Here is a 23,745-nt window from a genome sequence, read left to right on the forward strand (position 1 = left end):
CAAACGCCAGGATGATTTTTTGACTACGGATAGACATCGCTCATGACCTCCATTCCCCCTGCACAGCGCTTTTCCTCACCGCCGGTACTGGCGCCCGGCAATCAGTCAGCGCCGGTCAACGAAGAACCCGATAGGTTGGCCACCCCCGTTAGCCCAGGCTCTGCGCTGGGTAGTCTGGGCGGGGCGCTGTCCTGGCCGATACCCTTGAGCGCAGACGAACAACGGCGCTTGCGTCTTATCACGATGAATCACGAACACCCTCTGGGCGACCAGCCTTTGGTGATGCAAACCAAGGGCGGTGTGCTGGAGTTCTTGCGGTATCGTCAGCCATTGCCAGCGTCCGCGCAGAACGACCCTGCCAAAATAATCGAGGCGCTAGTGCGCTCCCCCCAGGGGCAACGGATGGGCAAGGCGCTGCAGCAAAGAATGCAAGGCATCGACAACGAGAGTAGCGCAACGGACTACCTGTTGGCGGGGATCGCACTGCAGATGGATCCTGAGTCGATTACCGCCCCTGATCGCAACAAAATAGCCGGCTTCGATCTGGCCAGTGACAAACATTGGGGCCGCCACCCCTCTGCAGTTGGGGATGCCCTGGCCGAACACTTGAGCAGCTCAGGCAGAACCAGCGCTGCGCTTGCAAAGGTGGGGGCATACCTGTTGCTGGCCCGCTCGGCCCCGCAGTTTCTGATTAAAGACATTCCCCCGAGTGTGAAGATCGGTAGCCAGGCATGGGCCAGCCTGACGATTGCAGCCATGACGATCGAGGCGCAGACACCGGGCAAAGTCCTCGGCATGACGTTTGCCCAGGTCATGCGCGAGGCCGAAAAGGCGTGGCTGGTTGACCCTGCGATCACCCACACAGCACAAATGGCTGCTTTGCTGGACTGGGCAATCGCCAATGGAGTGCTCACCAAAAGAAGCAATGACAACTACCTCCCCGCACACCTCGAATCGGCAAGAACCGCCTTCAACGCGCAACTTGACACCCGGCTATCTGCCTCCCGGGCACTGGACAAAGCATTACCCACACGAAAAGAGATCGCACTGACCAAACTCAAGGAACGGTTTGGCGACCTGGGCGCGTTTTTCGAAGAAAAAGTATTCGCTGTTGATCAGCGTTACGTGGTGATTGAAGGGGGAGGGATTTCGCTACTGGATGTCGCCATGAACGACTGGCTCGAACCCAGACCCTTCAAGGCGCATGAGCCCAGCAGCTCGCTTGAGTCGGGTGACCTGCGCAGGGTGCTGACGATGTTGAACGCCAACCCGCAGTTTGGCGTGCCGGCTGAATTCGACAGGCAGTTCAACCGCGCAATCGAGGAAAAAAAGGCCGCCGTCAATACAACGGTCAGGCACATGATTTCGCAACTGCCATTGGCGGATCGAAAGAACTTCGAATCGGGGACAATCAGCTTTTTCCAGGAAGGCTCGTATGTCATGGATGGTCATTTCAATAATACATACGCTCAAAATAAACCGGGGCTGCTGGTCAAAACCGAGCTGCAGGGCACGTCCCAAGCCTATGTAATCGATTTCAATAAAGGCACGATTGAAAAGGCGTCCCTGTCCAAAGCGGTGGTCAAGGAGGTCAGGGACGGCAAAAACGTTTCTACAACCAAAGCGCTCACGCCCCGTTATTCAGCAGATGATCTGGGTCGTGAGCGCCCTTCGAATAATTCACTATTGAATAGTTTCACCAGCCATCGGTCCGAAGCGATTGCCAGGGCGTTTGTCCAGCACTTGGCACTCGACGATCCGGCTATCAAAGAACAAGCCCGCGGACAGACAAGCTTGGACAAGGCGAACGCACAGTTGAGCGAGTTTTTGCTGAACCTGATCCCCTTCAGGTCCGCCATTGTCAATTTTCAGAACGGCCAGTCCGGCGCGGGCACATTCGATCTCTTGCTGGATGTATTCGGGTTTCTTACCGCTGGCACTGCCACCGCAGGAAAACTACTCAAGATCGGCCGGACTGCGCTGTCCACCGGCGTCAAGGCGTTGCGGGCGGCCAAGGTCATCGGCGTGGCAACCATTGACGTGCTCAACCCCCTGGGGGGCTTGAGTGATCTGCCCAAGCTTGTGGGCAATGGCGGTCTTTATCTGCTGTCCAAAGGCGCCAAAGCTGTCAACCGGTTCAGGGGCGCCAGTGCCAGTTACGATGTGTTGAAGGCAGTGAGTAAACAGTACGACGCCGCAGCAACGGGCATCGTGAAGGGGGTCGACCAGACAGTGGAAGGGGCTGCAGTGCTCAAGAGCGGCCATTGGTATGCTTTTGATGGCGACACGATGCGGCCTTATGGCAGCCCGCTCGATGGTTTTGCGCCCACGACGCAGGCGGTCGCCGGCAAGGTGGGCGTTGCGCACGTCGATGAAGCGGACGCGCTGAGCCATGAGCTGTTCGGTCACTACAAGATGCCAGCCTCCACCATCGCCGGGCTCTCACGCAACAATCAGGGCGTGTATGTGGCAACCGATGGGCATCTTTCGCATATACGCCACACCGACAGCAACGGTGAAACAGCGGTGTACGAGGTCCGGCAGGTCACTCGCACGGAAGAGGGCGTTGTGCAGGCGCGGGTTTATCACAACAACCGGCAAACCGAGTTGGTGGTCCAGCACATACAGGGGGATCAATGGCAACGCCTGGGGGCAGCCGGTGGAGGGAGGCAGATTAGCGCTGAACATTTGCGGGCGTGGGAAGCATTGTCCCGCCAGGAACAAATAAGACTTACCCCCAGGGGCTTTGCCCGACAGCATCAACTGCCCTGGAGGGCGTTTGAGTACTGCGTGAAAGATGTTGACGGTCGACTCAGCGAAACCGGCTTGATCATACGTAACCGGCCCGCTGACACACCCTTCAATAAGGTGACCCAAGTGCATCTGCATAGCTGGCGAGGCATGACACAGCAGGAGCGTAGCGCGATGACCTTGGAGGGGTTTGCCGGTGATCATCACCTTAATAGCCATACGCTGAAAAATTACGTGCGGGCCGATGGCGGCCTGGGGCCACAGGGCAGGGAACTGTTGGGTAGGGTTGCTGCAGGTACGGCCTACGAGGTGATTACCGATGAGCATTTACAGCAGTGGCGCACGCTCTTCGCGCAACCGAACAACTCAGTGACACAAGAGCAGTTCATCAGCCAACACAGGCTCAGTCCAGCCAGTTGGAGTCGCTTCGTTAAAAAGGATGGTTCCTTGAAAGGCGCGGCCGTGGAACGTCTCAATCCAGTGGAGCAAAACGCTGCGCTTGCCCCCACGTTCCAGACGCAGCCACGCAAGCAGCTAATCACTGCCGAACATCTACGCGAGTGGGAAGCGTTGTCGCCCGCCCAACAGCAAAGCATTACCCGTGAGCACTTTGCCCAACAGAGGAACCTGCCGCCGAAAACCTTTGCCTACTACGTGCAAGCCGACGGCCAGTTGAGCGATACCGGCAAGATCGTGCGCGACCGCGCGGTCAACACACCTTTCAAGACGCTGACTGAAACACATATTCGTGATTGGCAAAGCAAGACACAGCAGGCGCGTGACGCCATGACCATGAACGGGTTTGCCGGTCATTATCACCTCAATCCGAGTACCTTCAAAAATTGTGCACGGCAGGATGGCGGCCTGGGGCCGCCCGGTGAAGCGTTGTTGAACAGGGCAGCTGGTCGCACCTATACCGCGCTGACCGATGACTATCTACGCCAGTGGCGCGAGCTGTTGGCTCAACCGAACAATTCAGTCACACAGTCGCAGTTCTTGAGCCAACATGGGCTCAACCCAAACACTTGGAGCCAGCACGTTAAAGTCGACGGTTCGTTAAAGGAGGCGACCGTGCAACGCCTCAATCGGGCAGGGCAAACCACCGAGCACCCCCCCGCGTCCGAGCAACCTGCTGCGGGTACGACACGCAAACGGCCTGCGCAAGACCCTCTGGATCCGCCGCCGCCGAAATCTTCGGACCTGGACAAGCCCACCGACACGCCACAGAGCGAACACACCTCTGGCTCATCGTCGGACGTCGTCGTTATAAAAGTTGAACCCAATGTTACTGCCCCACTGCCTCGTCATCAGATCGACAATACGCTGCCGATTCTGCAGGACCCGGTGAACCCCAGGCTCAGCTTGACCCAAACACTTGAGGGCCCTGTCGATGACATCCGTATTGCCCATTGGAATGGCGTGCTGGACGGGCTTGATAGCCCGACAAAGGCACGCGTTTCAGCGCAAATCAAGGCGTCGATCAAGAACTGGCTGAGCACCGAAGGTCAACACCAGTCTCGGTTTGAGGAGGCTATGGAGGTGGTCACAGTGCTCGACGATGGCGGGCCGGCTCGCGGCGCTTCGGTGTGGGCGCGGCGTGACATTCCCCAGTTCGAAGTGCTTGGCCCGTATGCGGGCAAATACCATGCGGACGAGGCGTCGCTGTTCCAGGAGCAACGCAAGCAAGGCTCGCGAGCTGTGCTGACCTACCTGTTCGGTACACGTTCGGGCACGCGCACGGTCAGTGGGCTGCACACGGGTAACACCCTGAGCCTGATCAATACCTCGCAACTGCGTAACGGGCCGGTGTGGCAGTCCAACAATGTGGTGTCCATCGCAGTCGGGAAAAACCTGACGTTCTATGTGGCGCTCAAAGACATCAAGAAAGGTGATGAATTGCTGCTGGACTATGGCCCGTTCTATGAACCGGTGCCTGATATCGCGATCAAGCCGGATCCTGATAGCTGAGTTCAAGTGCTCGGTGCCCGTCTGAGGAGCAATTGCGCCCTTGGCATGGCAAGATAAACGCTGCTCAGGTTCACTGCGCCCTGAGTAGCGGCTTCACCGGCCTTGCACGTCGGTTCATCAAGGTCACCGAATGGATAAATACACCCCCCACACCTGGCAACCCCACGAGCGGCCGAGCCTGCCCGGTTCACCGTCGACGCCGTTGCACCCCACCCACAAACGCTGGCTGTTTGCGCTGGTGGGTGTGCTGGTGGCAATCACCGGTGGCTTGGGCAACGCCCTGGTCATCGCCAACCTGCAATACCTGCAAGGCGCCCTGGGCGCGACCACGGCGGAAATGGCCTGGCTGCCCGCCGCCTATGTGATGACCAACGTGTGCATGAACCTGCTGCTGGTGAAATTCCGTCAGCAGTTCGGCCTGCGGGCGTTTACCGAAGTGTTCCTGGTGCTGTATGCGCTGGTGACCTTCGGCCACTTGTTCGTCAACGACCTCAACTCGGCCATCGCCGTGCGGGCGGCCCACGGCATGGTGGGGGCGGCGCTGAGTTCGTTGGGCTTGTACTACATGATCCAGGCGTTCCCGGCCAAGTGGCGTCTCAAAGCCCTGGTGCTGGGGCTGGGCACTGCGCAGCTGGCCTTGCCGCTGGCGCGGCTGTTCTCCGAGGATTTGCTGCAAATCGCCGAGTGGCGTGGCTTGTACCTGTTCGAGCTGGGCCTGGCGCTGATCTGCCTGGGCTGTGTGTTTCTGCTGAAATTGCCGCCCGGCGACCGGTTCAAGACCTTCGAAAAACTCGACTTCCTCACCTTCGCGATCCTGGCCACCGGCGTCGCCCTTCTCTGCGCGGTGTTGTCCCTGGGGCGCATCGACTGGTGGCTGGAAGCGCCCTGGATCGGCATCGCCTCGGCCTGTTCGCTGGTGCTGATCATGGCCGGGTTGGCCATCGAGCATAACCGCGCCAACCCGCTGCTGATGACGCGCTGGCTGGGCAGCGGCACCATGATTCGCCTGGCATTGGCGGTGATCCTGATTCGGATGGTGCTGTCTGAACAATCCACGGGCGCAGTGGGTTTCATGCAGATGCTGAACATGAGTTACCAGCAGATGCACACCTTGTACGTGGTGATGCTGGCCGGAGCGATTGCCGGGCTGGTGGTCAGCGCCTTGACGATCAACCCGGCGCATCTGTTGATGCCGCTGATCATTTCCCTGGCGCTGATGGCGACCGGGTCGGTGATGGACAGTTTTTCCAGCAACCTGACGCGGCCGCAGAACCTGTATATCAGCCAGTTCCTGCTAGGCTTCGGCGGGACCTTCTTTCTCGGGCCGACCATGGTGCTGGGCACCAAGAACGTATTGACCAACCCGCGCAACCTGGTGAGTTTTTCGGTGATGTTCGGGATTTGCCAGAACCTCGGCGGCCTGATCGGGGCGGCATTGCTCGGCACTTTCCAGATCGTGCGCGAGAAGTACCACTCAAGCATGATCGTCGAGCACCTGACCTTGCTCGACCCGCGTGTGGCGGCGCGGGTACAGAGTGGCGGTTCGGCCTATGGCGGTATCGTCGCCGACCCGGAACTGCGCAACCTCATGGGCATTCGCAGCCTGGCCACGGCGGCCACCCGTGAGGCGAACGTCATGGCGTACAACGATGTCTTCATGCTGATTGCGATTATCGCGATCCTGACCATGATCTGGATCTTTATCCGTAGCCTGTGGCTGATGAGCACCACCAAAGCAGCAACCCCTCCCGTTCAACCTGTCGGCGCCTCTTCATGACCGAACCCACGACTACGACCACCAACGCCATCGCTTCCACGCCCGAGGGCGCCACGCCACCGGGCGCCGCCGTGACCGAACCGCGTTCATTGCGGGTACGCATCCTTTCGTCCCTGGGCTTTGCCGCCGTTGCCATCGTCGGCGTGCTGATCGTGCTGTATGCGTGGCAACTGCCGCCGTTCAGCAGCGCCGTGGAAACCACCGAAAACGCCTTGGTGCGTGGGCAGGTGACGATCATCGGCCCGCAGCTCAGCGGCTACGTATTCGAAGTGCCGGTGCAGGATTTCCAGTATGTGAAAGCCGGTGACCTGCTGGTGCGCCTCGATGATCGCATCTACAAGCAGCGCCTGGACCAGGCCCTGGCGCAACTGGCGGTGCAGAAGGCTTCGCTGGCCAATGTGGTGCAGCAACGCAACAGCGCCGAAGCGACCATCAAGCTGCGCCAGGCCGCCTTGGTCGACAGCCAGGCGCAGGTGCGCAAAAGCACCGCCGACCTGCGCCGCAATGAAGAATTGATCAGCGACGGCTCGGTGTCCAAGCGGGAGCTGGACGTGACCCGCGCCGCCAATGCCCAGACGGTGGCAGCCGTGGCCCAGGCCCAGGCCAGCCTGGAAATCGCGCGGCAGGACCTGCAAACGGTGATCGTCAATCGCGGCTCCCTGGAGGCGGCGGTGGCCAGTGCGGAGGCGGCGGTGGAATTGGCGCGGATCGACCTGTCCAACACCCGCATTACCGCACCCCGGGATGGCCAGTTGGGGCAGATTGGCGTGCGCCTGGGGGCCTACGTCAACTCCGGCGCGCAGTTGATGGCGCTGGTGCCCAAGCAGTTGTGGGTGATTGCCAATATGAAAGAAACCCAGATGGACAATGTGCAGGTCGGCCAGCCGGTGACCTTCACCGTGGATGCGCTGAACCACCGCAGGTTTCACGGCACGGTGCAGCATATTTCCCCGGCGACCGGCTCGGAGTTCAGCCTGTTGCAGGCGGACAACGCCACCGGCAACTTCGTCAAGATCGCCCAGCGCGTGCCGGTGCGAATCACCGTGGACCCTGACCAGGCCGAGAGTGAACGGTTGCGGCCGGGGTTGTCGGTGGTGGTGAGTATTGACACGGCAGGGCGCCTTAAAAATTCACCCCCCTGACCCTGACACAACAGGGAGCAAAATGTGGGAGGGGGCTTGCCCCCGATGGCAATGGATCAGTCATATTTGCAGTGACTGTCACACCGCTATCGGGGGCAAGCCCCCTCCCACATGTGGAGTGTATTTCAGGTTGAAACTGAGTTGGGTTGACTGGCCTTGCTCCAGCAGTTTCAGGCCAGGCCTGCCCGGCAGGTGATGGGCATTTACCGGATGACTTACCGGCTCGATGCAGAAAAAACCCAACCCCGGCGGGCAGTACAGCAGGAAGTAATCGGCGCCGGTAGCCTGGCATTCAAGGGTATGACCAAGCTCTGGTTGCTCGATCAGGCAGTGCCCATCCCAGCCACAAAAGCCATTGTCCACCAGGCTTTGCGGCAGCGTTCCGGTTTGCCTGAAATCCCAATCCTCCGGTACCGCCGCCAGTTGCGTCGGCAGTTTGGCCGCATCGCTCAACCACACCTGCGATGCCTTGGCCTGCAACCGCGTACCCTGACGTCGTGGAAAATACGGGTGCAATCCCAGCCCATGCCATGCTGCGTTTTTGCCCAGATGAGTCACGCGTAATTCAATCGTCAGCACACCGTCGCGCAACCGAAACCGTTGCTCGGCGCGGTACGCGAACGGTGCATCGCAGAGTACCTGCAACACCACTTCATCTGCGGTCTGGCGGCTCACCTGCCACGCCTGTTGCCAGGCCGAGCCGTGAATCGGCAGCGGGTCAGTGTGGCTGTTGGGCTTGAGGGCCAGCCAGCCGTCGGGGTTATCGAAGCCGCCGTGGGCGATTCGGTTGGACCAGGGTGCCAACGGGTAGCAGCCCAGCTTGCCCGGCAGCCCGGTATTGATCGCCTGCTCATCGCTGTGGCGCAACAGCGGTTGGCCGGTGGCGCGTACCGTCCAGTTCACGAGACTGCCGCCGATGGCGGGCGCGAGTACCAGATGGGTGAGTGGATCCCTAAGCTCAACGAAGTTCAAAGACACGATCGACCTGCCGCATGGAAATAGTAAAAACAGCGCTGCTCGACAGGTGGGAGGGGGCTTGCCCCCGATTGCGGTGTTTCAGTCAAAGATGCTCAGACTGACCCACTGCTATCGGGGGCAAGCCCCCTCCCACATTCAAGCACCTGTGTTCTTGAGATTGGTGTTACAGCACCACGCTGGGCAACCACAGCGACAGTGCCGGAATGTAAGTCACCGCCATCAGCACCAGGAACAGCACCGCATAAAACGGCAGCAGCGCCTTCACGGTCTTCTCGATGCTGACCTTGCCCACCGCCGCGCCCACGAACAGCACCGCGCCCACCGGCGGGGTGATCAGGCCAATCCCGAGGTTGACCAGCATGATCATGCCGAAGTGCACCGGGTCGACGCCGATGCCGAGCACCACCGGCAGCAGGATCGGCGTGAGAATCAGGATCAGCGGCGCCATGTCCATCACGGTGCCAAGCAACAGCAGCATGGCGTTGATGCACATCAGGATCACGTAGCGGTTGTCCGACAGGGTCAAAAACAGCGTGGTGATCTTCGCCGGTATCTGCATCAGGGTCATGATGTAGCCGAAGCTGGCGGCGAAGGCGATCAGGATCATCACGATGGAAATGGTGCGCACCGTGCGGTGCATCAGCTTGGGCAGCTCGCGCCATTTGTAGTCGCGGTAGATGAACATGGTCACGAAGAACGCCCACAGCACCGCAATCGCGGCCGACTCGGTGGCGGTGAAGATACCCGACAGGATGCCGCCGAGGATGATCACCATGGCCATCAGGCCCCAGAGCGCGTCGGCGGCGATCTTCAGCGCCTGCCTCAAGGGGATGACTTCGCCTTTGGGATAGTCGCGCTTTTTCGCGAAGATCAGGCACAGCACCATCAGGCACGCGCTCATCAACAAGCCCGGCACCACGCCGGCCATGAACAGCGAAGCGATGGACACCGTGCCGCCCGCCGCCAGGGAGTAGAGCACCGAGTTATGGCTGGGCGGCGTCAACAGCGCCTGCACCGAACCGCTGACCGTCACGGCTGTTGCAAACTCCCTGGGGTAGCCGCGGCGTTCCATCTCCGGAATCAGCACCGAACCCACCGACGCGGTATCGGCCACCGACGAGCCGGAGATCGCGCCGAAAAAGGTCGAGGCCATGATGTTGACCAGGGACAGACCGCCGCGCACAAAACCCACCAGCACCCCGGCAAACGCCACCAGCCGCCGCGACATGCCGCCCTCGGCCATGATCGCGCCGGCCAGCACGAAGAACGGGATCGCCATCAGCGAAAACTTGTTCACGCCGCCCGCCACCTGGATCATCAGGGCCTGGAACGGGATGTCGATCCACCAGGCGCCGATCAACGCCGACAAGCCCAGGGCGTAGGCCACCGGCATGCCGATCAGGATCAAGGCGATAAAACTGCCCAACAGAATCAATGCGTCCATATCAGGCGGCCCCTTCGCTTTCTTCTACCAGGTCCAAGCGCACCACGCGCCGCTTGCTCTGGTCGCCCAGCAGCAGTTTCTCCATCACGAAGATCAGGGTCAGCAAGCCGCCAATCGGGATCGGCATATAGGTGATGCCGACGCGCAGGGTGGGGATGGCGCTCATGAACTGGTTCCAGGTGGACAGGCACAGCTTGGTGCCCCAGATCGTCATGAACAGACAGATGGTGCCCATCAACAATTGCGAAACAATACTGACGACGCGGCGTTGGGCGGCAGGCAGGCGGTCGGTGACCATGGCCACCGACATATGTGCACCGGCGCGGTAGCTGGCGGCGGCGCCGATGAAGGTGAACACCAGCATCAGCAGGATGGCGGTGGGCTCCGGCCAGCTTGAGCCGGTGCCGAGGATGTAGCGGGCGAAAATGCCCCAGGGAATGATCAGTGCGACCCCGAGTACCGAGAGACCGGCGACCCAGATGCAGGTCATGTAAATGCGGTCATTGATGCGCAGCAGTAGATTCTTCATGGCGTTCACCGTAACCGGGCGCGGCTCGCTGAAGCAGCGGACCGCGCCGGGCCTTGTCTGGGAGGAGGGCGTTACTGAACGGCGTCGATACGCTTGATGATGTCGGCGTAAGGCGCGCCGTACTTGGCGCGAACCTGCGCGGTGGCGTCATAGAAGGGTTTTTTGTCGACAGTGATGAACTCGACCCCGGCCTTCTTGAGTTTCTCTTCACTGCTGGCGGACTTGGCGTCCCACAACACGCGCTCGTCGGCCTGGGCGGCCTTGGCGGCCTTCTTGACCATGTCCTGTTGCGCGGGGGTGAGCTTGTTCCAGGTGATTTTCGACATCACGATGGGTTCGGGCAGGATCAGGTGCTCGGTGAGGGTGTAGTACTTGGCGTTCTGGTAGTGGTTGTGCTCGAGCAGCGTCGGCGGGTTGTTTTCCGCGCCGTCGATCACACCGGTCTGCAAGGCGCTGAAAATCTCGCCGGTGTCCATGGCGATGCCGTTGGCGCCCATCGCGTTGAACGCATCGATGAACAGCGGGTTGCCCTGTACGCGAATCTTCATGCCCTTGAGGTCTTCGAGCTTGCGCACCGGTTTCTTGGTGTAGAGGTTGCGCGTGCCGCCGTCCATCCAGGCCAGGGCCACCAGGCCGAACTCGGAATTGGTGATCTTGGCGAGGATCTCGTCGCCAATTTCGCCATCGATGACCTTGCGCATGTGCGCCTGGTCACGGAACACGAAGGGCAGGTTGAACACGTTGACGTCGGGCACCACCGGGCCGACGATGCCGAGGCTGACGCGAGTCATCTGCACGGCGCCGACCTGGGCCTGTTCGACCACTTCCTTTTCAGAGCCCAGCACGCCGCCCGGGAAGTACTTGAAGGTCAGTTCGCCGTTACTTTCTTGGGTCAGGGCTTTGCCCATGTTTTCTTCGGCGACGACCGTGGGGTAGCCGGCGGGGTGGATGTCGGCAAATTTGATTTCCAGCGCGTGGGCAGCGCTGCTGAGGGCGACGAGTGTGGCGGCGAGCAAGGTGCGTTTGAAGTCCATGGGAAGTCATTCCTGTCTTGTTATTGTTGTATTCAAGGCACAGCGATGCAGCTAGAGGATAAAGCGCGGTTCGGGCAGTCCCTGGACGCCGGGGTTGAGGGCGAACACGCCGCCGGACATTGACTGCTCACTCGGGTCGTCACGGATCGAGGTGACGTACAGGGTGTCCAGGCGACTGCCGCCGAAGGCGCACATGGTGGGTTTTTTTACCGGTACGTGATGCGACTGGTCGAGGCGACCGTCCGGGGTGAAGCGGTGCACCAAACCGGCATCGTTGGCGCAGATCCAGTAGCAGCCGTCCGCGTCCACCGCTGCACCGTCGGGCCGACCGAGGTGTCGATGCATGTCGACAAATACGCGGCGGTTGGACGGCGTGCCGGTGTCAATGTCGTAGTCGAAGGCCCAGATCTGCTGCACCAGGGGGTGTGAGTCCGAGGCGTACATCGTGCGACCATCGGGGCTGAAGGCCAGGCCGTTGAGGGTGATGAAGCCGCCCAATTGTGCATGGGGCGCGCTGCCTGAGGCGTAGCGATAAAGGGTGCCCTCGGCGGCGTTCAAGCCCATGTCCATCACCATGCTGCCGGCCCAGAAGCGACCCTGGCGATCACAGCGGCCGTCGTTGAGGCGCATGCCCGCGCGTGGGTGCTCGACCTCGGCCAGGCATAGGGTGTCGAGGCTGCCATCGCTGTGCGGGGTCAGCTGGAAAAATCCGCACTCCATGCCGGCGACCCAGTTGCCTGAATCAGTACGGGCAATACAGGCGAGCATCTGCGGGGCTTGCCACGTTGCAACCTGGCCCGTGGCGGCGTTCCAGCGCTGCAGCCGACCGTTGGGGATATCCACCCAGTACAGGGTATTTTCCTCGGGTACCCACACCGGGCATTCGCCCACGGCGTTGCGGGCGTCGACAATCAATTCTGCACTCATAGCCACTCATTCCCTTGGGTTGCCGTGAACTCAGTCACCAAACGGGCCTGCCGCGCAGAACGCGCCGCCCTGATAGATTCTGGCCGGGTCATTGTCAGCCACCGGCGGCTGGGCCTCGACCTGGGCGCGGAACACTTCGGAGCTGTCCTTGGGGGCGAAGCCCAGGTGCGCGGCGTAGCGGTTGTCCCACCAGGTGTCGAGGTTGTCCGACATGCCGTAGACCACGGTGTGCCCGACATTTGGCGTGTACAGCGCGCGTTCGAGCAGTTGGGTCAGGTCGTCAAAGCTCAACCAGGTGTGCATCATCCGGCGGTTCTGCGGCTGCGGGAACGACGAGCCGATACGAATGCTCACGGTCTGGATGCCGTAGCGATCAAAGTAGAAACTCGCCATGTCTTCGCCGTAGGACTTGGACAGGCCGTAGTAACTGTCCGGGCGGCGCGGTGAATGGGCATCGAGTTGTTCGCCCTGCTTGTAGAAGCCGATCACATGGTTGGAGCTGGCGAAGATCACACGCTTGACCCCATGACGCCGCGCGGCTTCGTAGATGTGGAAGACGCCACTGATATTGGCGCCGAGCACCTCTTCAAAGGGACGCTCCACCGACACGCCGCCAAAATGCAGGATCGCGTCGACGCCTTCCACCAGATGGTGCACCGCTTGTTTGTCGGAAAGATCGCAGGGTTGTACTTCTTCATGGGCGGCGGCGGGGGCCATGTCGGCGATGTCTGACAGGCGCAGCACGTTGGCGTAGGGGCGCATGCGTTCGCGCAAGACTTTACCCAGGCCACCGGCGGCGCCAGTGAGCAGGATGCGGTTGAAGGGAGCAGGGCTGGTGGTGGTCATGGGCATTCCAATTTTTGTTGTAGGTTGTCGTATGACTATGCCGAAATAGTGTTAGGGATTCCCCGTGTTGTCAACGCCCTTCCAGCCAGTGAGAGCAAATGTGGGAGGGGCGGTGCGACGATTCGACTTGCCCCCGATGAGGGACTGTCTGCCAATACATCTTTCACCGAGCCACCGCTGGCTTTCGTAGGAGCGAGCTTGCTCGCGAAAAACTCACAGGCACCGCGTTCATTCAGGAAGCACGCGTTATCGTTGACATTTTTCGCGAGCAAGCTCGCTCCTACAGCACAGTTTTTTGCGATGGCTGACAGACGGCCTGCTGCCTTACAGCAGTGATATCGGATAGCTCACAAAGATCCGGTTCTCATCGAATTCGTTGTTGCTGAAATCCCGACGCATGGTCGAGTTCCTCCAGCGCACGTTCAGATTCTTCAACGCACCGCTCTGCACGGTGTAGGCCAGCTCGGACTCGCGGCCCCATTCCTTGCCGTCGGTGATCGCCCCGGTGTGTACGTTACTGCCGCTGATGTAGCGGTTCATCATGGTCAGTCCGGGAATGCCGAGCACCACAAAGTTGAAGTCGTGGCGCAGTTGCCAGGATTTCTCCCTGGCGTTGTCATAACTGGCGTTGTAGCTGTCGTTGGCCAGGGTGCCGCCGCTGGTGCCGTTGATGCGCATCCACGCACTGTCGCCGGTGAGTTTTTGCAGGCCGACATAGAAGGTGCTGCCGCCGTATCTGGCCGAAAGCAGGGCGAAGGCGGTCTTGTTATCGAGGTCGCCGGCCAGCGCGCTGCCATCTTCCTTGCCATTGAAGAAACCGAGGTTGGCGCCCAGGGTCCAGTCGCCCACCGGCTGGCTGTGGGTGAGGTTGAGGTACTGTTGCTGGTAGATATCGGTCAGTTCGGCGTACCACAGGCCGACCTGGGTGCGCTTGTCGTTGAACGTGTATTCGCCGCCGCCGAAGTTGAAGCGGTCGGACGTGAACGCGGCTCTGCCGTTCATGAACATGTCTTCCATGCTCGCGTCGTTGCGCGGGCTGTTGCCGCGGAACTGGCCACCGTAGAGGGTCAGGCCGGCAATCTCGTTGGACGTCACCTGGCCGCCGCGGAAGGTCTGGGGCAGGGAGCGGCCGTCATCGGAGCGCAGGATCGGCAGCACCGGCATCCATTCGCCGACCTTCAGTTCAGTCTTCGATAACTTGGTTTTCAGCGCCACGCCCAGGCGTCCGAAGTTATCGGCCGGGCGGCCATCATCGTGCACCGGCAGCAGTTGGGTGCCGGCGGTGCCTTTGCCGCCATCGAGCTTTTGCGAGTACAGGCCCAGCACGTCAATGCCCAAACCCAGGGTGCCACGGGTGTAGCCGGACTTGGCATCCAGAATGAAGTTCTGCGTCCACTCTTCGGCCTTGCCCTGGGGATTGGCGGGGTTGGTGAAGTTGCGGTTGAAGTAGGCATTGCGCAGGTTGAGCGTGGCTTTGGCGTCTTCGACAAACCCTTCGGCGTGGGCGGTGAGGGGCAGGGTGAACGCGAGGCTGGCGAGGCTGATGAGACCGAGGCGACAGGAGGAATTGCGGGCGAATTGACTCACAGTGAGGCTCCCTTTCTTTTGTTGTTTTTATTATTTGTTATACGTTGTCGTACAACATTGGACGCGATATTTGCGGGGTTTTCGGGGTGTGTCAAGCAGAAGTTATACGATGACGTGCCGTGCCTGAATAAAAAGTGGGCAGGGTCAACGGTGGGAGGGGGCAAGCCCCCTCCCACCGTTGACCGAGTTCGACTTGGTTTTTTTATCCCGCCAGGACCATCGGAGGCAGGGTGCCAAGAAGTGAAACGGCGGCTACTGCGCAGACTCCCAGCAGCCATTCCACCATCACGCTGGCCTTCAAGCTGCCCAGCCGCTGTTCGCAGCTCTCGAGGCGCAGCCGGTTCAGCAGCGCCAGCGCCAACATGCCCAGCACCAGCATCACCTTGATCAACAGGATCAGGGCAAAACCACTGAACAACGGCGTGGGCCACAACTGCCCGGTGAGCACGCGCACGTTGATCAAGCCGGTTAACAGCAAGCCGGCGACCAAGCCATAACCGACGCTGCTGAAGCGTCGCAGCACAGGCTCCAGCCGGTAGTCCTGCGTACGCCCGAGGGTCAGCACCAACAACAGCAAACCACCCAGCCAGGCGCCTACGCACACTAGATGCACCACCTGATTAAGGATCAATAATTGCCCACTCAGCCCATTGAGCATGGCGCCATGGCCCACTGGTGCCAGGGTCACCAGCATCAGCACTGTCAGCGGCAGGCGCAGCGCCGGCCAGGGCTTGATCAGCGCGATCACCAGCAGCAGGTTCAGCAGCAGGTGCCAGGTCCACACCTGGCCGAAGAAGGTCTTGCCCAACACCCGCTGGACGGTCGCCGGTTGCAGCGCCGCGTCCCAACCGCCGGCCATGCTGGCGGTGATCAACAACAGCCACGCAATCCCGGAACCTAGCCCCACCCAGGCCAGGCCACGGGTGATGCGTAACAATTGCCGGTCAAGTGCCGGGAGCACGGCCGCGCCGAGCAGCAGGGGCCTGAACACACAGGTCCCGAACATCAGCAGCACGACGATGAAATGCAGGAAGCGGCACAGCACCAGCAGGGTTGCCATGGCTTATTGGCCAACCTTGAAGCTGTATTCGCCTTCGCTTTTGTGGGTATCGACGGACACCGCGTGCCATTCGACTTTGTAGGTGCCGGCCGCCAGCGGTGCGGCAGGGGTGACCACCAGGGTTTTCTTGTCGGTGTCCGGGGTTTCCAGGCCCTTGATCGCGATTTCCGTACCGTCCTTGCTCAGGGACACCTTGGTGAAGGTTGCTTCGACGCCTTCGCTGAACGTCAGGCGCAGATCTTTTGGCGCAGCCACACTGCTGTCTTTGGCTGGCGTGGCGCTTTCAAGGTGCGCATGGGCAAATGCCGCGGACGCGCCCAGCAGTGAGGCGAGCAGGGCGAGGGTTGTCAGGGAATTCTTGATCAACATTGTTCAATACCAATCAGAGGATAGAAGGCGCCAGTGTACGAAGTTTCGGTTCGGCGTGTCGCCCCGATCTAGAGCCGATGGTAGTCTCTAGGTCGTGTTGTTGTCAGGGAGCCCTTATGGGCAATCACAAGATCGGCATCCGACGGATCAACGTCGAGAAAATCCTGCTGGCGGCGGAGAAGGTCTTCGCTGAAAAAGGCTATGGCAGCACCGCCATGGCCGACATCGCCAAAGAGGCGCAACTGCCGCGCTCGAATCTGCATTACTACTTCACCACCAAGAGCGAGCTGTACAGCGCGGTGCTGTTCGACCTGCTGGAGGTGTGGAAACAGGACGCCCTGAGTTTCGAAACCTTCGATGACCCGCGCGTGGTGCTCAGCAGTTACATTCGCGCCAAGATGCAGCGCTCGCGCACACGGCCGTATGGCTCGAAAGTCTGGGCCAACGAAATCATCCACGGCGCGCCGACCCTCGGTGAGGCGCTGGATGAAAGCCTGTACGACTGGGCCAAGATGAAGGAAGCGAAAATTCGCCAGTGGGTGCAGGACAAACGCATCCTGCCGCTGGAGCCGTCGAGCCTGCTGTATATGATCTGGGCGTCGACCCAGCACTATGCGGACTTCGATCACCAGGTGAATATCTTGAATGATCACCAGCCGTTGTCGGATATGCAGTTTGAGCGGGCGATTCAGACGGTGACCGGGGTGATATTGCGCGGGATCGGGTTAGAGCCTTGAGTCTTGGAGGGAGGCTGAGGGCCTCATCGGGGGCAAGCCCCCTCCCACACTTGAATGTATTCCAAATCAAAATGTGGGAGGGGGCTTGCCCCCGATAGCGGTCCGAAGGCCTACACCGCCTCCCGATAAGGATTGCGCGGGTCCTGGGTCCAGTTCAAAAACGGCTTGCCCGTGTCGATCGGCACCATCTCGATGCAGTCGGCCACCGGGCAGGTGATCTGGCACAGATTGCAGCCCACACACTCGTCATCGATCACCTCATATTTATGCGTGCCATCGGCCTGTTTCAAACTGGCGATGGCCTGGTGCGAGGTGTCCTCGCAGGCGATGTGGCAACGCCCGCAGCCAATGCAGGCGTGCTGGTCAATCTTCGCAATCACCTGGTAGTTGATATCCAGGTATTTCCAATCGGTGGTGTTGCCCACCGCGCGCCCGGAAAACGCCTGCAAGCTGGCGTAACCCTGACTGTCCATCCACCGCGACAAGCCATCCTTCATTTCTTCAACGATGCGAAACCCATGCAGCATCGCCGCCGTGCACACCTGCACCGCGCCGCAGCCCAAGGCGACGAATTCGGCGGCGTCACGCCAGTTGCCGATGCCGCCGATACCGCAGATCGGCAGGCCCTGGGTCTGCGGGTCACGGGCGATTTCGGCGACCATGTTCAAGGCAATCGGTTTGACCGCCGAGCCGCAGTAGCCGCCATGGGTACTTTGTGTGCCGACCACGGGCAGGGCGACCATGCGTTCCAGGTCGACGCTGGTGATGGAGTTGAGGGTGTTGATCAGCGACACTGCATCGGCGCCGCCACGATACGCCGCGCGCGCGGCCACGCGGATGTCGGTGATGTTGGGCGTGAGCTTGACGATCACCGGCAGTGAGCAATAGGTCTTGCACCAGCGCGTCACCTGTTCCACATACTCCGGCACCTGGCCGACCGCCGCGCCCATGCCGCGTTCGGGCATGCCATGGGGGCAGCCGAAATTCAGCTCGATGCCGTCGCAGCCGGTGGCTTCTACCAGCGGCAGGATGTTTTTCCAGGACTCCTCGACACAAGGCACCATCAGCGACACGATCAGTGCGCGGTCCGGCCAGTCCTTTTTCACCTGGGTGATTTCGCGCAGGTTGATCTCAAGGGAGCGGTCGGTGATCAGCTCGATATTGTTGATACCCAGCACTTCGCGATTCGCCCCGAAGTGGGCCGAGTAGCGCGACGACACATTGACTGCCGCCGGGTCTTCACCCAGGGTTTTCCACACCACGCCGCCCCAGCCGGCCTCGAACGCGCGCACCACGTTGTAGGCTTTGTCGGTGGGGGGAGCGGAGGCCAGCCAGAACGGGTTGGGGGCTTTGATACCGGCGAACACAATCGACAGATCGGCCATTACGCGGCCTCCACATTGAGCATGAGTTGGGCATGCATGGCCTCGGCGGCCAGCTTGCCGTGTTGCACCGCCTGCACGGTGAGGTCCTGGCCGAGGCTGACGCAATCACCGCCGGCATAGACCCCGGGAATGCTGGTGCGCAAGTGTTCGTCGACAAAGATGCGTTCGCCCACGCGGTGCAACTGCTGGGCCAGTGGGTCGTGCAGCGCTGCATTGTCAAAACCCTGGCCGATGGCCTTGAAGATGGCGTCGGCGGCCAGCTCGAAGGTTTCGCCGGTGGGCTGCAGGCGACCGTTTTCCAGGTGTGTGCGGGCAAAACGCATGCCGCGTACACAGCCCTTGTCGTCAAGCAAGACTTCTTCGGGCTGGGCCCAGGTCAACAGGCGTACCTGATTGGCCTTGGCGATGTCCTGTTCATGCTGGGTCGCGCCCATGTCGGCCACACCACGGCGGTACACGAGGTTGACGTCGCGGGCACCGAGGCGCGCCATTTGCACGGCCATGTCGATGGCGGTGTTGCCGGCGCCGAGCACGATGCAGCGGTCGGCCAACGGCAATTGGGTGAGGTCATCGGCTTGGCGCAGTTCGCGGATGTAGTCGGTGGCGGCGAGCAGGCCGGGGGCGTCCTCGTGGGGCAGGCCGAGGTGTTTGCTGGCCGCCAGGCCGAGGCCGAGGAACACCGAATCGAATTGCGTGTGCAGCTCGCTCAGGGTGAGGTTGTCACCCAGGCGCTGGCCGTGACGGAGCTCGATGCCGCCGATTTGCAGGAGGAAATCCAATTCCTTCTGAGCGAAGTCGTCCACCAGCTTGTATTTGGCGATTCCGTACTCATTCAGGCCGCCGGCTTTTTCCCGGGCTTCGAAGATCACCACGTCATGGCCATGCAAGGCGGCGCGGTGGGCGCAGGCCAGACCGGCGGGCCCTGCGCCGACTACGGCGATGCGTTTACCGGTGGGCGCGGCGCGTTGGAAAGGGTGTTCGCTGAAATGGGCGTTGTCTACCGCGTAGCGTTGCAGCAGGCCGATCAGCACCGGGGCGCATTCTTCGGCGTTATTGCGCACGCAGGCTTGCTGGCAGAGGATCTCCGTGGGGCAGACGCGCGCGCAACTGCCGCCGAGGATGTTGGCCGAGAGGATTTTCTGCGCGGCGCCTTGCACGTTCTCGGTGTGGATATGGCGGATGAACGATGGGATATCAATGTCGCTGGGGCACGCGTTCACGCAGGGCGCGTCGTAGCAATACAGGCAGCGCGAGGCTTCCAGTCGGGCCTGGCGGGCGTTGAGGGGCGGCGCCAGATCGCTGAAATGGTTGGCGAGGGTGGCCCCGTCTTCGCGGGGGTGGGGGAGGTGGGTCAGGGTCTGGATCACGGTAGTGGCCTCACGGTTTTTTTGGGTTGCCTCTAAGTGGGCATTTTTGTCGCCTTCACTGGCCTCATCGGGGGCAAGTCGAATCGTCGAACCGCCCCTCCCACATTGAAATGCATTCCAAGTGTGGGAGGGGGCTTGCCCCCGATAGCGGTGTCAGCGTTTCACAGCCACAGGCCTGGAATGCTCCGCCCGCTTGCTCAACTGTTCAAACACCGACGGGTACGCCGGCCGTTCCACATACCGCCCGGCACCCCGCTCGGCGCGCAGGTCGCCATCGGCCCAGACCAGCTTGCCCTGGCTGATGGTGTGGCTCGGCACGCCGCGCACGGTCTTGCCTTCGAAGATGTTGAAGTCGACTTGCTGATGATGGGTCTTGGCGGAAATGGTGCGCGTACCCTGCGGGTCCCACAGCACCAGGTCGGCATCGGCGCCCACGCGAATCGCGCCTTTACGCGGGTAGAGGTTGAAGATCTTCGCGGTGTTGGTGGAGGTCAGCGCAACGAATTCCTGCATCGACAGGCGCCCGGTGTTGACGCCTTCGTGCCACAGCAGCGCCATGCGGTCTTCGATGCCGGCGGTGCCGTTGGGGATCTTGCTGAAGTCGTCACGCCCGACAGCCTTCTGCTCGGCGCAGAAGCAGCAGTGGTCGGTGGCGGTGGTGTGCAGGTTGCCCGATTGCAAGCCGCGCCAGAGTGCCTCCTGATGCCCGCGCGGACGGAACGGCGGGCTCATCACGTAGCCCGCGGCAGTGTGCCAGTCCGGGTGTTGATAGACGCTGTCGTCCAGCAACAAATGGCCGGCGAGCACTTCGCCGTAGACCGCCTGGCCCTTGCCCCGGGCATAGGTGATTTCGTCCAGTGCTTCCTGGGTGGAGACGTGCACCAGGTACAACGGCGTGCCGAGGGTCTCGGCGATGCGGATCGCCCGGCTGGCCGCTTCGCCTTCCACTTGGGAAGGGCGCGACAGCGGATGCGCTTCCGGCCCTGTGATGCCCTGGGCCATCAATTTGCGTTGCAGGTGGTAGACCAGCTCGCCATTTTCCGCATGGACCGTGGGTACCGCGCCCAATTCGAGGCAGCGCTCGAAACTGGCCACCAGGGTGTCATCCGCGGCCATGATCGCGTTCTTGTAGGCCATGAAATGCTTGAAGCTGTTGATGCCGTGGTGGCTGACCAGTTCGGCCATTTCCTCGCGTACCTGCTCGCTCCACCAGGTGATCGCCACATGAAAGCCGTAGTCGGACGCCGACTTCCCGGCCCAGCCGCGCCATTGGTGGAACGCCTCCATCAAGGACTGCTGCGGGTTGGGTATCACGAAGTCGATGATCGAGGTGGTACCGCCCGCCAGGCCCGCCGCCGTACCACTGAAAAAGTCTTCACTGGCCACCGTGCCCATGAACGGCAGTTGCATATGGGTATGGGGATCGATGCCGCCGGGCATCAAGTATCGACCGCTGCCATCGAGTGTTTCAGTGCCGGCGGGAATATCCAGGTCCGTGCCGATCGCACGTATCAGACCGCCTGCGCAAAATACATCGGCGCGGTAACTTTCATCATGGGTAATAACGGTGGCGCCACGGATCAACAGCGACATGTCGAGTTCCTCACAGGCTTGACCGGCTTGTGCCAGTTCTAAGTGTTGTAATACCGCTCGCCGATGGCGGGTTAATTCCTGTCATCGGTGACAGGAATAGAAACTAGCCCGAGTTTTTCGATTGGGCAAGAATATTTTTATTAGCCTTTTTGTTGTTTTAACATAATGATTTTTAAGGATAAAAATATTAATTCACCAAAATGAAGCAGCGGCATGCCCTTTTGACGCACTTGACAGGTTGCTCATTTGAACAACATTTCTTATTGCAAATCAGCCGCTTGAGAGACGGCGCTTGACGAGGCCGGGAAATAAAAATAATTGTGATGCACCAGATTGAGTCCTGAAGGTTCGGATAACTTTGGTGCTAGCGCGCCTGAGTCGCACGGCACGTTGTTAAGACACCCTCGGGCAATTGGATAAAGCTGATAAACATCAGCCAGTTATATAGGCAGTGTGGGTTGCGACGCGGTTGTCGGCACGGTAATTGAGTGCAGTGACGGCTGGCCGGGCCTGAGATGTCATGTTGTCTACGAGGTACTCCGGCCACCTGCCTCAACCGTGCAGGTGAGCAACAATAATTTTAAAAAAACCGTGGAGCGGCCATGCAACAGAACAGATCGCAAGTCATTGAACGCAACGGCCTGTACGAACTCGACGCTGGCCCCGACGTCCTCGACAGCCCTCGCTACAACCACGACATGGCACCGACCAAGGTGCACGAACGCACCTGGAACACGTGGCATATCACGGCGCTGTGGGTCGGTATGTCGATCTGTGTGCCCACCTACACCCTGGGCGGCGTGCTCACTGCGTACTTCGGGTTGTCGGTGGGCGAAGCGCTGATGGCGATTTTGCTGGCCAATATGGTGGTTCTCATCCCCCTGACGCTTAACGCATTTCCTGGAACGAAGTACGGCATTCCCTTTCCGGTACTGTTGCGCTCATCGTTCGGCATCCTGGGTTCCAATGTGCCGTGCCTGATCCGCGCGCTGGTGGCATGCGGCTGGTTTGGCATCCAGACGATGTTCGGCGGGCTGGCGATCCATCTATTTCTCGGCTCGATTTTCGAGGGCTGGAAGTCCCTCGGCGGCACCGGCGAGGTGATCGGTTTCATGATGTTCTGGTGCCTGAATTTGTGGGTGGTGTTGCGTGGCGCCGAGTCGATCAAGCGCCTGGAAACCCTGTCGGCGCCGTTGCTGGTCGCCGTGGGTATTGGCTTGCTGGTGTGGGCGATGCCGAATGTATCGATCAGCGAACTGATGGCGATCCCGCCCAAGCGTCCCGAAGGTGCGAGCCTCACCGGTTACTTCATGGCAGGCCTCACCGCAATGGTGGGTTTCTGGGCCACGTTGTCGCTGAATATCCCTGACTTCAGCCGCTACGCCAAAAGTCAGAAGGATCAGATCCTCGGGCAGATTTTCGGCCTGCCGCTGACCATGTTCCTGTTCGCCGCCCTGGGCGTGATCATGACCGCTGCCTCGGTAAAGCTGGTGGGGGTCAGCGTGTCCGACCCGGTCACCCTGATCGGGCATATCCAGAGCCCGGTGTGGGTCGCCATCGCCATGGCGCTGATCATCATCGCCACCTTGTCGACCAACACGGCGGCGAACATCGTTTCGCCAACCAACGACTTTCAGAACATCGCGCCCAAGCTGATCAACCGCACCACCGCGGTGATTCTGACCGGTCTGGTGGGGTTGGTGCTGATGGCCCATGAGCTACTGAAAAAACTCGGACTGATCGTTTCCGATGTCAGCCTGGAGACGGTGTATTCCAACTGGTTGCTCGGTTACTCCAGCCTGCTGGGGCCGATCGCCGGGATCATGGTGGTGGACTACTTCATCACCCGCAGACAGCAGCTTGACCTGGCCGGACTCTACCGCGATGACGTGTATCCGGCCTGGAACTGGAGCGGGTTTATCGCGTTCGGTGTGCCGGTGGTGCTGACCTTGCTGTCCCTGGGCAGTGATGCATTCAGCTGGTTCTACAGCTATGGCTGGTTTACCGGTTCGGCGTTGGGCGGGGTGTTGTATTACGCGTTGAACGCCAGGCGCGCGATCACCCCGGTCGCAGCCAAATCATCTTTGTGAACACGGTCAACAATGTGGGAGGGGGCTTGCCCCCGATTGCAGTGGTCCAGTTTATATCTGTGTGACTGATACACCGCTATCGGGGGCAAGCTCCCTCCCACATTTGGCCACTTTTTTGACTGTTGGAATCGTGTCAATTCATAAGAACCTGTAGCCTGAGG

At 60.6% G+C, this 23,745-nt stretch carries 17 protein-coding genes; 5 read left to right on the forward strand and 12 right to left on the reverse strand.

Translation table 11 applies throughout. The features are described 5' to 3' along the window. The first annotated feature begins 42 nt into the window (after window positions 1–42). From PspCFBP13528_RS10800 to PspCFBP13528_RS10810, 3 genes are all read left to right on the forward strand, one after another. Window positions 43–4,719, forward strand: a complete 4,677-nt coding sequence (locus tag PspCFBP13528_RS10800) for an SET domain-containing protein-lysine N-methyltransferase (RefSeq protein ID WP_137200185.1) — start codon at window positions 43–45, stop codon at window positions 4,717–4,719. Window positions 4,720–4,849: 130 nt separating this feature from the next. Beyond that, window positions 4,850–6,496 (forward strand): MFS transporter, encoded by a 1,647-nt coding sequence (locus PspCFBP13528_RS10805; RefSeq protein ID WP_137200186.1) that lies wholly within the window; start codon window positions 4,850–4,852, stop codon window positions 6,494–6,496. Continuing rightward, window positions 6,493–7,638: an HlyD family secretion protein gene (locus PspCFBP13528_RS10810; RefSeq protein ID WP_137200187.1), complete on the forward strand. Its 1,146-nt coding sequence runs from the start codon at window positions 6,493–6,495 to the stop codon at window positions 7,636–7,638. The genes PspCFBP13528_RS10805 and PspCFBP13528_RS10810 overlap by 4 nt, the downstream gene beginning before the upstream one ends. Window positions 7,639–7,716: 78 nt before the next feature. Here PspCFBP13528_RS10810 and PspCFBP13528_RS10815 read toward each other — a convergent pair whose 3' ends face one another. The 9 genes from PspCFBP13528_RS10815 to copC all read right to left on the reverse strand — a co-directional run bounded on the left by PspCFBP13528_RS10815 (window position 7,717) and on the right by copC (window position 16,412). Continuing rightward, window positions 7,717–8,616, reverse strand: coding sequence for an aldose 1-epimerase (locus tag PspCFBP13528_RS10815; protein ID WP_241669080.1), 900 nt, complete (start codon window positions 8,614–8,616; stop codon window positions 7,717–7,719). A 163-nt stretch (window positions 8,617–8,779) separates the two neighbouring features. Continuing rightward, a complete protein-coding gene (locus PspCFBP13528_RS10820) occupies window positions 8,780–10,060 on the reverse strand; it encodes a TRAP transporter large permease (protein WP_065953027.1) in 1,281 nt (426 codons plus the stop codon). Between the two features lies 1 nt (window position 10,061). Beyond that, the gene (locus PspCFBP13528_RS10825; protein WP_137200188.1) at window positions 10,062–10,589 is read right to left on the reverse strand and encodes a TRAP transporter small permease; all 528 of its coding nucleotides are present in this window, start codon (window positions 10,587–10,589) and stop codon (window positions 10,062–10,064) included. Window positions 10,590–10,660: 71 nt separating this feature from the next. After that, entirely contained in the window at window positions 10,661–11,623 is a 963-nt protein-coding gene (locus PspCFBP13528_RS10830; RefSeq protein WP_137200189.1) for a TRAP transporter substrate-binding protein, read from the reverse strand. Between the two features lie 51 nt (window positions 11,624–11,674). Next, window positions 11,675–12,550 (reverse strand): SMP-30/gluconolactonase/LRE family protein, encoded by an 876-nt coding sequence (locus PspCFBP13528_RS10835; RefSeq protein ID WP_137200190.1) that lies wholly within the window; start codon window positions 12,548–12,550, stop codon window positions 11,675–11,677. 30 nt (window positions 12,551–12,580) lie between these two features. Then, window positions 12,581–13,396: an NAD(P)-dependent oxidoreductase gene (locus PspCFBP13528_RS10840; RefSeq protein WP_065953031.1), complete on the reverse strand. Its 816-nt coding sequence runs from the start codon at window positions 13,394–13,396 to the stop codon at window positions 12,581–12,583. Between the two features lie 324 nt (window positions 13,397–13,720). Beyond that, a complete protein-coding gene (locus PspCFBP13528_RS10850) occupies window positions 13,721–14,983 on the reverse strand; it encodes an OprD family porin (protein WP_137200192.1) in 1,263 nt (420 codons plus the stop codon). 202 nt (window positions 14,984–15,185) lie between these two features. Then, entirely contained in the window at window positions 15,186–16,043 is an 858-nt protein-coding gene (copD, locus tag PspCFBP13528_RS10855) for a copper homeostasis membrane protein CopD (RefSeq protein WP_137200193.1), read from the reverse strand. A gap of 3 nt (window positions 16,044–16,046) precedes the next feature. Continuing rightward, a complete protein-coding gene (gene copC / locus PspCFBP13528_RS10860; protein ID WP_065953034.1) occupies window positions 16,047–16,412 on the reverse strand; it encodes a copper homeostasis periplasmic binding protein CopC in 366 nt (121 codons plus the stop codon). 116 nt (window positions 16,413–16,528) lie between these two features. Between copC and PspCFBP13528_RS10865 the strand changes: the two genes are divergently transcribed. Beyond that, window positions 16,529–17,149, forward strand: coding sequence for a TetR/AcrR family transcriptional regulator (locus tag PspCFBP13528_RS10865; RefSeq protein ID WP_065953035.1), 621 nt, complete (start codon window positions 16,529–16,531; stop codon window positions 17,147–17,149). Between the two features lie 110 nt (window positions 17,150–17,259). On the opposite strand, the gene preA is transcribed toward PspCFBP13528_RS10865, so the two are convergent. From preA to hydA, 3 genes are all read right to left on the reverse strand, one after another. Further along, on the reverse strand, window positions 17,260–18,534 hold the full coding sequence (preA, locus tag PspCFBP13528_RS10870; protein ID WP_065953036.1) for an NAD-dependent dihydropyrimidine dehydrogenase subunit PreA: 1,275 nt from the start codon (window positions 18,532–18,534) through the stop codon (window positions 17,260–17,262). Then, the gene (locus PspCFBP13528_RS10875) at window positions 18,534–19,901 is read right to left on the reverse strand and encodes an NAD(P)-dependent oxidoreductase (RefSeq protein ID WP_101220050.1); all 1,368 of its coding nucleotides are present in this window, start codon (window positions 19,899–19,901) and stop codon (window positions 18,534–18,536) included. The genes preA and PspCFBP13528_RS10875 overlap by 1 nt, the downstream gene beginning before the upstream one ends. Before the next feature lie 153 nt (window positions 19,902–20,054). Beyond that, window positions 20,055–21,494, reverse strand: a complete 1,440-nt coding sequence (gene hydA, locus PspCFBP13528_RS10880) for a dihydropyrimidinase (protein WP_137200194.1) — start codon at window positions 21,492–21,494, stop codon at window positions 20,055–20,057. A 602-nt stretch (window positions 21,495–22,096) separates the two neighbouring features. Between hydA and PspCFBP13528_RS10885 the strand changes: the two genes are divergently transcribed. Next, a complete protein-coding gene (locus PspCFBP13528_RS10885; protein ID WP_065953039.1) occupies window positions 22,097–23,584 on the forward strand; it encodes an NCS1 family nucleobase:cation symporter-1 in 1,488 nt (495 codons plus the stop codon). Window positions 23,585–23,745: the final 161 nt, after the last annotated feature.

It is taken from the genome of Pseudomonas sp. CFBP13528, assembly GCF_005233615.1.
GTDB lineage: Bacteria > Pseudomonadota > Gammaproteobacteria > Pseudomonadales > Pseudomonadaceae > Aquipseudomonas > Aquipseudomonas fluorescens_AM.